The following is a 10,889-nucleotide window of genomic DNA, read 5'->3' as shown; positions in this document are numbered from 1 at the left end:
TCGCGGATAAGCCTGACTTCCCACTGCTGCGGCAGCAGCCAGCCCGTCTCCACGAAACCGGCCGGCTCCCATACCGGCGGCTGGGCTAACTCCGGCACGGACAACCCCGCCAGCCCGAATCCCCGGCCGAACGTCTCGAAGTCGGTCACCATGTCGAAGCGCACCAGCACGCGCTGCCCGGCGTAGGCGTCGAGCCGGATCGACTCGCGCACCCAGCCGTTTTCGCCGCCGAGCGCCGCGCTCAGCCCGCCCCAGGCCGGGCCGAAGGAGCCTAACGTGGCGTGCGTGGGCGTCAACAGCTCCCACGTCTGTCCGCCGTCGGTCGAAACCGAAAGGTAGGCGAAGTCGTAGTCCGGCTCCAGGTCATACCAGACGTCGAAAGTCAGGCTGGCGGCGCCGAGGCCGGTCAGGTCGAGCGCCGCCGTCAACTGCGCCCGGCTGCTATTGGCCGGCGGCGCGAACCAGAAGGGGTCGCCGCCCGGCGGAGGCCCGGCGGTCAGGGGCGCGGTCGTGTCGCCCGCGAAGGAGAGGACGGCCGGGCCGCTGAAGTCCAGGTCAATGTAAGCGATGGTGTATTGCTCCAGGCTACCCGCGGCCTCGAAAGGTAGTTGGCGAGCACGGTTGGCGAAGAGCGGCGGTCGCAGGTCGACGCCCACCAACTGGTAGCGCGGGTCAGCCGACTCACCATCCAGATAGAGCGCCGCGGCCCAGTCACCTGTGAAGCGCTCCAGTGTCAGGTCAGGCCGGTGGCCGGCCAGGACGGCGCGAATGGCGGCAAAGCCGTTATCCGGGTGGCGGGCCAACTCTTGCAGCGCGGCGTCGCCCGCCTGCTCCCACAGATAGAGCAGATACAGGTAGCTGCCGCCATAGCGGGCATAGATGTCGGGCGCGAAGTCGTACCAGCGGTCGAGCCGGACGTGCGGCTGATCCAGGTAGGGTTCCCAGTCCACCGTGTCGAGGCCGGTCATCGTCTCGGCGATCTGCGATAGCCCCTCATTGAGCCAGGTATCCTCGTTGGCGTCCAGATTCCATTGGATGAGGTGCTGCACCTCGTGGACGAGCGTGCCGTCGTAGAGCGGGTCGCCCGGCTGCATGCGTGACATGTTCAGGGTGACCATCTCCCGCTCGTTGGACTCAGCGAAGAGGGCGCGCGGGTACTGATCCTCGTCGGTGAAGTAACCCAACTCGGCGGCGTCGGGCGGCCCAAGCACGTGCAGCACGGTCAGGCGCGGATCGCCATCCACGCCGGGCCGCCACTCCTGGCCGAAGTTGCGGCTGAGCAGCGGGTAATAGTCGGCGCGCAATCGCTCGGCGGCCTCGGCCAGCGCGGCGCGGTCGAGTGGCAGGCCGGTCTCCACCCAATAGGCGGCCAGGTCGTCCAGGTAGACCAGTTCGGCCTGGCGCGGGCCTTCGGCCGTCTGGAACGTCAGCCGGTCGCCGATCTGGTAGGTCGCCGGCGGCACGGTGCGCTCGCCCAGTTCAGCCCGCCCCAACGCCTCGGCCGCGGCGAAGTAGTCGAGCGCGGGTAGCGTCGTCGTGAACAACCGGGCCAAGTCGAGGGCGGCGCGCGCCGGCGGCGGTTGCTGATCAACCGAGGCCGACGCGGGCGGCGACGGGTGGCAGGTCGCCGGTCGCAGGTCGCAGGGGATGGTCGAGGGTGTCGCCAGCACGCCGGCCGGTAAAAGTGTTCCCGGCGCGCCGGTCGGCGCGGGTAGTGCGGTTGGCGCAGACGCTTCCCGCCCTACCGGGGCGAGGACCGACCAAAGAAGGCAAGCCGATACGGCGCAGAGCAACAGGGACGCGCAAGCGACGGCCAGCAGCCCGCGGATACTCCTCCCTCTTGGCGGCGACTCGTTCATGCTGGCCTGATTGTATCCGCGATTCCAGACCCGTCAGGTTTGGGGGTCACGCAGCGTTTAGGCTTGATTGACGAGCCGAAGGAAATGACGATGATCACGACAGTAAGTGGTAAGCGAATTCGGCTCCGGCCTACTATATGTTGGGCAGAAGGAACGCGTAGGAACTCAAGAATGATATTACCAAAGAAGCGAGACCCCAGATTTATCACTGTGCGTCGCGGCGGCACCCTTCAAGACTCCGATCATCACCTGCTTGCGGTATGGGCGGCCGATTGCGCACAGCATGTGTTGCACTTATTCGAGGAAGTACAACCCAATGACGACCGGCCGCGTCGAGCCATCGAATTGGCTCGCGCTTGGACGCGAGGTGAGATGACAATGACTCAAGCGCGTACGGCCGCTGGCTTCGCCAACGCTGCGGCCAGAGAGTTGGGGGGAGCCGCTCGGCACGCCGCGTACGCTGCGGGCCAGGCGGCGGCGGTGGCGCATGTTGCCGCTCATGAGCTAGGCGCTGCGGCCTACGCAATCAAGGCCGTGCGGGCGGCCGCGCCAAAGGGGGAGAGCGAGGCCGCCGGTCGTCGGGAATGCCAGTGGCAGCGCCAGCAACTGCCGGAAGCGATCCGCGACCTTGTCCTGGATGATCAGCGACTGCGAAACGACATCTGCTGGTCGGTGTTCGACTACTAGTCGATGTGCTACGGGGCGCGCAACTGTTCAGCGCAGGCCGGGTTCTTACATACCGAGACCCTTGCGTAATGGCTCGAACTATGATGCGATATGCCCACGTCGTCGGCTGGGGCCGCTATCTCCCTGACCGCGTCGTGACTAACGACGAATTGTCACGCGTGGTTGATACCAGCGACGAGTGGATCTACCAGCGCACCGGTATCCACGAGCGCCACATCGCCGCCGCGCACGAGACGACAGCCACGATGGCGTTTGAGGCGGCCGCCCGCGCCCTGGCGGTGGCCGATCTGCACCCCTCGGCGATCGAACTGATCATCGTCGCCACCTCCACGCCGGCCTACATGTTCCCCTCGACGGCGTGCACGGTGCAGGACTATCTGGGCGCGAGCCACGCGGGGGCGTTTGATCTGAGTGCGGCTTGTTCCGGCTTCGTCTACGCTCTGCAAATGGCCGCGCAGTCCATCGCCGCTGGCTCGGTGCACAACGCGCTGGTCATTGGCGCGGAGACGATGTCGCGCGTCATCGACTGGCAAGATCGCAGCACCTGCGTCCTCTTCGGCGACGGGGCGGGCGCGGTTGTGTTGAAAGGATCGAGTATTCCCGGCGGCGTCATGGCGACCACACTGCGCTCCGATGGCTCGGGCGGCGACCTGCTCAGCCTGCCGGCTCTCTACCACAACCCCGTCCCCATCGCCGGAGCTGAGTTCTCCCACAACGGCCACCACAAGAACATCGTGGACATGGACGGCAAACAGGTCTACCGCTTCGCAACCAACGTAATCGCCTCCTCCATACACGACGTGCTCAAGATGGCCGAACTGACGACGGACGACATCGCCCTGATCATCCCCCACCAGGCCAACGTGCGCATCATCGAAACGGCGGCCAAAAAGCTGAAGCTGCCGATGGAGAAGTTCTATCTGAACCTGGAGCACACCGGCAACACCTCGGCCGCCTCTATCCCGCTGGCGCTGTGCGACGCGGTGCGCGATGGGCGGCTGAAGCCGGATGACAACGTCGTGCTCGTCGGCTTTGGCGGCGGGTTAACGTGGGGCGCGTCGGTGGTCAAATGGGACGTGACACCGCCGGATGTGTCGTTCCCAGATCGCGAGTGGAAGCGGGTGCGTTACGTTATGGCCCGCGGGCGCTCCCACGTGCGCCGGCTGCAGCGCCGCGTCGAGGCCGCTGTCGTCCGGCCATCGCGCAACGGCGATGGGTCTGACGGAGACTAATAGAAGAAATCATCCGCAGATTACGCAGATTACGCAGATTTCTTTTCTGAATCTGCGAAATCTGCGGATCATTCTTCTTTCTGCCAAATTGCCCAGGCGATCTGGCGCAACAGTTCCTCTTCGTCCAGCAACCCGTTGAAGTGCACCCGCTTGTTAATGACGGTGTGCGGCAAGTAGGCAGCCGAGTAGCGCAGGGCCGCCTCCGGGAAGAAGTCGGTCACGATTAGATAGGCGCGCACCCGCGTCTCGGCCGCCGCCGCGCCGAAAGCCGCCTTGGCGATCACCGCGCCGGTCTCGTCCTCAGCCGACGTCAGCAACTCAATGGCGATCTCCTCCGTCGCCCCGGCCGCGAGCCGGCGCAGCTTGATGCGGGTCAGCGGCTCCAACGTTTGGCCGCGAAAAGCGACAGCCTGGATGGCGGCGATGAGCGAGGTCATCTGATAGCCGATGGGCAGGCCGATGAGACGCAGACCGTAGTCAGACGACTCTTCGGCCGTGCCGGCCATGACGCCGATGACCGGATAGTAGGGGTAGTTGGCACGGCGCGGGAAGACGCGGTAGGACAGGAGAGGGAAGCGCTCGGCCAGCGCGCCGGCCAGGCGCACCGCCTCGCGCTCGGCGGGGCTGCCCGTCTTATCGGCCCAGAGGTGGAGGCAAACCGGCTCCGGCAGGTTGCCCAGGAACTCCGGCAATTGCCGCCATGTCTCCTCGTCCCAAGAGATGGGCTCATGTAAAGACGCAAAGTTCGCGAAGTGCAGAACGCTGTTTTCCTGGCGGACTTTGCGTCTTGGCGTGAGGGTTTCTTCCGGATCTTCAGACATCCATCGCTCTCAGATCGCGCTTTCATCAACTCGCGGTAGATACAGGGTAAAGGTCACGCCCTCGCCCGGCGCGCCGTGAGCCGTGAGCCGGCCACCGTGGGCTTCGATGATAGCACGGGCGGCGATCAGGCCCACGTCGGCGTGGCGCTCCAATCGGAACAGCTTGTCGAGTTCTTCCTGCGGCGTCGGCCGGGCGGGGTCAGACAGCGAAACGCGGGCGGATTCCCCTTCGTCAGCCACCTCAATCCGCAACGCACCACCCGGTCGAGCTGCCTTTTCGGCCTGGGCCAGGACGGCATAGAGCGCGCGGATGATGTGCTTCTCGTCAACCTCGGCCCAGACGGCCGACGGCGGCAGTCGGCGTTCCACCGTCAGCCCCTTGATAGCCAGCAGCCCATCGATCTCCGCCAGCGCCGCGCCGGCTAACTCGTTCAGGTCGCGGCGAGCGGGGGAGAGTCGCAACTCCCCCCGCTCGCTCTGCTCCAGCGTGAGCAGATTGTCGATCAGGTATTGAAACGACTTGGCATAGGCCATTATCGTCGCGGCCGATTCGCGCATCAACGGGTCGGCATCGGCCGGCAGGCCATCTTCGAGCAGCCCGCCATACCCCTGGATGATCGCCAGCGGCGTCCGCAAATCATGCGAAGCCAACGCTAACAAACTCACCCCGGCCCCATCATGATTATGCGAATCATTTAACTCATCGCCCATACGCACACTACCCACCATACCGCTGCTTCCACTCATACAACTTATTGATCGCCTGCAACGGCGTCAGCGCGTTCACGTCCAGCTGCCTCAATTCGTCCAGGAACGGGCTGGACTCCGGGAAGAGCGCGATCTGCTGGCCGGTGGAGAGACGGCTGCGCTCGACAGCCGCCGTCGGGGCGTGGCGCTCCAGGTCGATCAGGATCTCGTTGGCGCGCAGGATTACATCGCGCGGTAGCCCGGCCAACTGGGCGACGTGGATGCCGTAGCTGCGATCCGCGCCGCCCGGCACAATGCGATGCAGGAACGTCACCTCGCCCCCCTCCTCCGACACATCCACGTTGAAGTTCACCACGTCGGGTAGAAAGTCGGCCAGCCCGGTCAACTCGTGGTAGTGAGTGGCGAAAAGCGTACGCGGCTTCAGGCGCGGGTGGTTGTGCAGGTACTCCACAATGGCCCAGGCCAGCGACAACCCGTCATAGGTGCTGGTTCCCCGCCCGATCTCGTCCAGGATGAGTAGCGAACGGCGCGTAGCGTGGTGGAGGATTTCGGCTGTCTCTACCATCTCGACCATGAACGTCGAGCGCCCGGCGTGCAGTTCGTCATGCGCGCCGATGCGGGTGAAGATGCGATCCACCAGGCCGATGTGGGCGGCTGAGGCGGGCACGAAGCTGCCGATCTGGGCCATCAGCGTGATCAGCGCCACCTGCCGCAGATAGGTGGACTTGCCGCTCATGTTCGGCCCGGTGATGATCTGGATGAGGGCGTCATCGTTGAAGTGCACGTCGTTGGGTACGAAGCGCTCGCCGCGGCGCGCGCCGGGGACAAGACCCGCGTTGAGCGCCTGCTCCACGACGGGATGGCGGCCGTCCTCGATGTGTAGGGCGGTGTCATCGGCGAGCGTGGGCCGAGCGTAATCATTCAGCGCAGCCACCTCGGCCAGGGCCGCGGCCACATCCAGTTCGGCCAGCGCGGCGGCGGTCGTCAGCAGTTGCTCGCTGTTGCCGGCGACGTGCTGGCACAACTCGCTGAACAGCCGCCGCTCGATCTGCAAGATGCGCTCCTCGGCGTTGAGGATAAGCGTCTCGTACTCCTTCAGGTCGGGCGTGATGTAGCGCTCGGCGTTGGTCAGCGTCTGCTTGCGGATGTAGTCGGATGGGACGAGCCGCGTGTTGGCGTGAGTGACCTCGATGTAGTAGCCGAAGACCTTATTGAAGCCGACCTTGAGCGAGGGGATGCCCGTCCGCTCCCGCTCGCGTGGCTCCAACTCGGCCACCCATTTGCGGGCGTGGGCCGAGGTATTGACGACCCCATCCAGCTCAGCCGAGAAGCCGGGGCGCACGAACCCGCTCTTGTTCAGATTGCCCGGCGCGTCGTCGCCCAGGGCGCGGCCGATGGTGTCGGCTACATCCGGGCAGGGGTCGAGCCGCCGTGCCGCGCCGGCCAGCGCGGCCTGGCCGGCAGCCAGCGCCTTGATGCGGCCCACGGCGGCCAACGCCAGGCCGATGTGTTCCAGGTCGCGCGGGACGGCCCGGCCGCCCAGGACGCGGTTGGTCAACCGCTCCAGATCAGGCAGCCCCTTCAGCGCCGCGCGTGAGTCGGCGCGCAAGAGGGCGTCGCCGACCAGCGTCTCGACCTGATCCAGCCGGGCGTTCAGCGCGTCCACGCTCAGCAGGGGTTGGGTGATGCGCTGGCGCAACAGGCGCAGCCCCATCGGCGTGACCGTCTTGTTCAACACGGACAGCAGCGTACTCGGAGCGCGGTCGCCGCCCGGCGCGCGGGCCGCGATCGCCTCGGTCAACTCCAGGTGGCGGCGCGTGGCCTCGCCCAGCGCCATGTAGCCGTCGGTGGTGTAGGTGGTCAGGCGCTGCATCTGGCCGACGCTGCCCCGCTGCGTCTCTTGCAGGTAGTGAAGGACGACCCCGGCGGCGCGCGTCGCCAGCGGCTTGCCCTCGCAGCCGAAGGCATCAAGCGTGGCGACGCCGAAGTGACGCAGGAGGGTCTGGCGGGCGTGGCCCAACTCGAAGCGCCAGGCGGGCAGGCGACTGATGGTATGAATAGCCGGGTAGTCGGCCTCGGCTCCCTCCGGCGCGAGCAACTCCACGGGCGCGAGTCGGGCCAATTCCTCCAGCAGTTCGCGCCGGTTCGCCAACTGGGTGGTCGCGAATTCCCCGGTGGTGATGTCGGCGTAGGCCAGACCGGCGCGACCCACAGGGGGTGCGTCCGGAGAGATGTACTCGCCACTCGCGTCGGTGACGACGGCGACCAGATAGTTGTTGCGCCCGGCGTCCAGCATGCCCGGCTCGACGACCGTTCCGGCCGTGAAGACGCGCACGACTTCGCGCGGCATGAGGCCGTTGATGAGCTCGGTGCTCATCTGCTCGCACAGGGCCACCTTGTACCCCTTGGCGATGAGGCGAGCGATGTAGTTCTCGGCCGAATGGTGGGGCACACCGGCCATGGGTATGCGCCCGTTCCGGCCCTGCGGCCGGCTGGTGAGGATGAGGTCAAGCTCGCGGGCGACCAGCGCGGCGTCGTCGTCGAATGTCTCGTAGAAGTCGCCCAGCCGGAAAAAGACGATGGCGTCGGGGTATTGCGCCTTGACGTCGAGATACTGCTGACGGCTGGGGGTCACGGTTGCGCCGGACATAACTTCTTCACTGCTAACTGCTTACTGACTACTACACTCAGCCGTCACACCTCAAGCTGATACACATCCCGAAGTGTCTGGCGAACGGCCTCCCAGGTGGGGGCGACGGGGGGCAGTTGCGGCATGGGCAAGCCCTGATCCTTGAAGCCAGTGGAGGTCATCAGGCAGACGACCGGCCCGTCGAAGCGCCAGCCGCCGGCCGCGGCCTGCCGCAGCCCGGCCAGCCCGGCCGCGCCGGAGAATTCCGCCCACAATCCCTCACGCCCTAGCGCCGTCTGGGCGTCGGCCATCTCGGCGTCGGAGACGGCCACGGCGTCCCCCTCGCTCTCTCGCACGGCCAGCACGCCGCGGTAGCTGTTCGCGCCGACGACGATGCTGTAGGCGGCCGTCGGCGCCTCATCTACCTGGACAACGGGCCGTCCGGCGGCCAGCGCCGCGCGCAGCGGCGCGCCCGCCGCCGGCTCGCAGGCGAATAGCTGCGGCGCAGGGCCGACGCCGCCCAGCCGGGTCAGTTCCTTGAAGCCGAGCCAGACGCCGTAGAGCAGTTCGGCATAGGCGGTGGGGACGAAGACGGCCGCCGGCAGCCGGTCGCCCAGTTGCCGGTAGAGTTCGTAGGCGATGGTCTTGTACCCCTCGGGGCCGAAAGGGTGGCCGGTGTGCGTGGGGGTGATGCTGCTAACGGGATGAAAGCCAGCCCGCTCCACCAGTTCGCGCATCAGCACGCGCCGCAGCGGTCGAGGCAGCGGCACGACGGCCGCGCCATAGGCCGACACCATGCGCACCAGATGAGGCTCCGTGCCCTCGGTGATGAACAGGACGCACGGCAGCCCGACCCGCGCGGCATAGGCGGCCGCCGCCGCGCCGTGGTTGCCCGACGAGGCCACGGTGACGCCCGGCGCGCCGCTATGGACGGCGGCGCTGACGGTGCACAGGTTCAACCGGTCTTTGTGGCTGCCGGTCGGGTTGCGGCTCTCGTCCTTTATGTAAACTTCTTTCTCAAGCCCGACCCAATCGGCCAGCCGGGGCGCGGCGACGAGCGGCGTGCCCCCCTCGCCCATCGACAGGCCGGGAGCCAGCGGCGGCAGCAATTCCCCCCAGCGCCAAAGGCCGGGGTAGGGATCGCGCCGGAAGAAGTCGGCCGGCAGGCGCGCCGTGTCGTATTCCAGGGCCAATGGGTATTGCAGTTCGGCCGTACTGGTGGCCGGGCAGCCCTCGACCAGCGCCGGAAAGAGCGGGAAGCGCCGGGAGGGGTCGCCCAGCGAGCGTTGGGTGCGGGCCAGCGAGGCGGGGGCATTCACTCGATGCCCCCGTCACTTTGGGCCGCCGCGGGCTGCTCGTGCCCGCGCGTCCCCGCGTGCCACGCCTCCAGCCGTCGGCGGTGCCGATTCTCGAGCTTGACTAGCGGGCGAACGGACTTCATCATCGTGTGGCAGTCGTCGTAGGGCAGCGACTCGTGGCGCATCAGATAGGCGGCGACGAGTGTGGCCGACCGGCCGCGCCCCTTGGCGCAGTGGACGAGCACCGAGCGCCCTTGCTCAATCTGCTCGTCGATCCAGTCCGCCCCCTCGCTCAGGTACTCATCGGCCGGCACGGTGGCGTCCAGCACCTCCAGCCGGCGGTAGTTGATGTCGTGTTCGGTGTAGAAGGCGCGATCCCCCTCGCGCTCGGCGCGCATGTCGAGGACGGCGCTGATGCCGTTATCGAGCAGGAACTGGTAGTCGCGCCCATAGGTTGGCGCGCCGCCCAGCCACAGCCCGGGCGCGATTTGGTCGAACCAGCGATTGCCCTGCACGCGCTCATAGAGAAAACGAATGGCCGGATAGAATTTATCGAAGGCCCAGTGGAATGGGTTCATCGATGGTAAGGATAACGCCGCGGGGCGGGATTGGCAATTGGAAGCAGGGGGCGGGGAGCAGGGGAGCGGGGGAGCGCGGTGCGTATCTATTGAGAAAGCGCCCGCTGCGCCCCCCTCCCCCACGTCTCAACCAGGGTGGGCGGCCCGCTGGGCGGCGATGATGCGGTCGAGCAGGGCGTTGAAATCGTCGTCCACCGTCTGGCGGGCTGGATCGGCGTCGTACCAGGCCATGATCTCGCGCGCGCCCGCGGCGAAGGGGATTTCGGCGGCAAAGTCGGGCACGATGCGGCGAATCTTGCTGTTGTCGAAGAGGACGCTGTGGGTTTTGTCGCCCAACAGGCTGCTGCCCCAATCGGCGTCATAGCGCGCGATGTCTTCCGAAGGCACGTGGACGAGGATCGGCTCGACCCCCGCCGCCTCGCCCACCAGCCGGGCGATCTGATCCCAGGTCAGCGACTCGTCGGAGGTGATGTGGAACGCCTCGCCGATGGCCCGCGGCTCGCCGAGCAGGCCGAGGAAGGCGCGGGCGAAGTCGCGGTGGTGGGTCAGCGTCCACAGTGATGTGCCGTCGCCGTGGATGAGGATAGGCGCGCCGCGGCGCATGCGGTCGACGACGGTGTACCGGCCGTGGATCGGCAGCAGCGTCCGGTCGTAGGTGTGCGACGGCCGGACGATGGTGGCCGGGAAGCCCTCGTCGCGGTGGGCGGCCATCAGCGCCGCCTCACAGGCGATCTTCTGCCGCGAGTACGCCCAGAACGGGTTTTCCAGCGGCGTCTCCTCGGTGATAGGCAGGCGCTGGATGGGCTTCTGGTAGGCCGAGGCGGAACTGATGAAGATGTACTGGCCGACGCGCCCGCGGAACAGGTCGAGGTCGGCGGCGATGCGCTCCGGCCCGAAGGCGATCCACTGCACCACGGCGTCGAAGGTATGGCCGTCGAGGGCGGCGCGCGCGGCGGCCGGATCGTACACATCGGCATGCAAGACGTGGGCGGCCGGCGGTATGGGCCGCTGCTGTGAGTGGCCCCGGTTGAGCAGGTACAGGTCGATGCCCCGTTCCACGGCCAACTCGGAGCAGGC

The 10,889-nt window shown here is 66.9% G+C and carries 9 protein-coding genes; 2 read left to right on the top strand and 7 right to left on the bottom strand.

Annotation, left to right across the window (positions count from 1 at the left end):
* A partial coding sequence (locus ACE3UY_RS00225; protein ID WP_374685539.1) for a hypothetical protein occupies nt 1-1,859 on the bottom strand: 1,859 nt, incomplete at its 3' end.
* A gap of 171 nt (nt 1,860-2,030) precedes the next feature.
* On the opposite strand from ACE3UY_RS00225, the gene ACE3UY_RS00220 reads away from it, so the two are divergent.
* Together ACE3UY_RS00220 and ACE3UY_RS00215 are read left to right on the top strand one after the other, a co-directional pair.
* Nucleotides 2,031-2,546 (top strand): putative immunity protein, encoded by a 516-nt coding sequence (locus tag ACE3UY_RS00220; protein WP_374685538.1) that lies wholly within the window; start codon nt 2,031-2,033, stop codon nt 2,544-2,546.
* Nucleotides 2,547-2,626: 80 nt separating this feature from the next.
* Complete coding sequence (locus tag ACE3UY_RS00215) at nt 2,627-3,778, top strand: beta-ketoacyl-ACP synthase III (protein ID WP_374685537.1); 1,152 nt, start codon at nt 2,627-2,629, stop codon at nt 3,776-3,778.
* Between the two features lie 68 nt (nt 3,779-3,846).
* Here ACE3UY_RS00215 and ACE3UY_RS00210 read toward each other — a convergent pair whose 3' ends face one another.
* From ACE3UY_RS00210 to ACE3UY_RS00185, 6 genes are all read right to left on the bottom strand, one after another.
* Nucleotides 3,847-4,470: a hypothetical protein gene (locus ACE3UY_RS00210; protein ID WP_374685536.1), complete on the bottom strand. Its 624-nt coding sequence runs from the start codon at nt 4,468-4,470 to the stop codon at nt 3,847-3,849.
* A 138-nt stretch (nt 4,471-4,608) separates the two neighbouring features.
* Nucleotides 4,609-5,250, bottom strand: a complete 642-nt coding sequence (locus ACE3UY_RS00205) for a sensor histidine kinase (protein WP_374685535.1) — start codon at nt 5,248-5,250, stop codon at nt 4,609-4,611.
* 67 nt (nt 5,251-5,317) lie between these two features.
* Complete coding sequence (gene mutS / locus ACE3UY_RS00200; RefSeq protein ID WP_374685534.1) at nt 5,318-7,957, bottom strand: DNA mismatch repair protein MutS; 2,640 nt, start codon at nt 7,955-7,957, stop codon at nt 5,318-5,320.
* A gap of 44 nt (nt 7,958-8,001) precedes the next feature.
* Nucleotides 8,002-9,255, bottom strand: a complete 1,254-nt coding sequence (locus tag ACE3UY_RS00195) for a pyridoxal-phosphate dependent enzyme (RefSeq protein WP_374685533.1) — start codon at nt 9,253-9,255, stop codon at nt 8,002-8,004.
* On the bottom strand, nt 9,252-9,812 hold the full coding sequence (locus tag ACE3UY_RS00190; RefSeq protein WP_374685532.1) for a dual specificity protein phosphatase family protein: 561 nt from the start codon (nt 9,810-9,812) through the stop codon (nt 9,252-9,254). The genes ACE3UY_RS00195 and ACE3UY_RS00190 overlap by 4 nt, the downstream gene beginning before the upstream one ends.
* Nucleotides 9,813-9,938: 126 nt before the next feature.
* On the bottom strand, nt 9,939-10,889 hold a 951-nt coding region (locus ACE3UY_RS00185), incomplete at its 5' end, for an NAD-dependent epimerase/dehydratase family protein (protein WP_374685531.1).

The sequence above is a fragment of the Promineifilum sp. (SeqCode) genome (assembly GCF_041918635.1).
Lineage (GTDB): Bacteria > Chloroflexota > Anaerolineae > Promineifilales > Promineifilaceae > Promineifilum.
The sequence above is the reverse complement of the archived record's forward strand: the minus strand, read 5'-3'. Positions and strand labels throughout refer to the sequence as shown.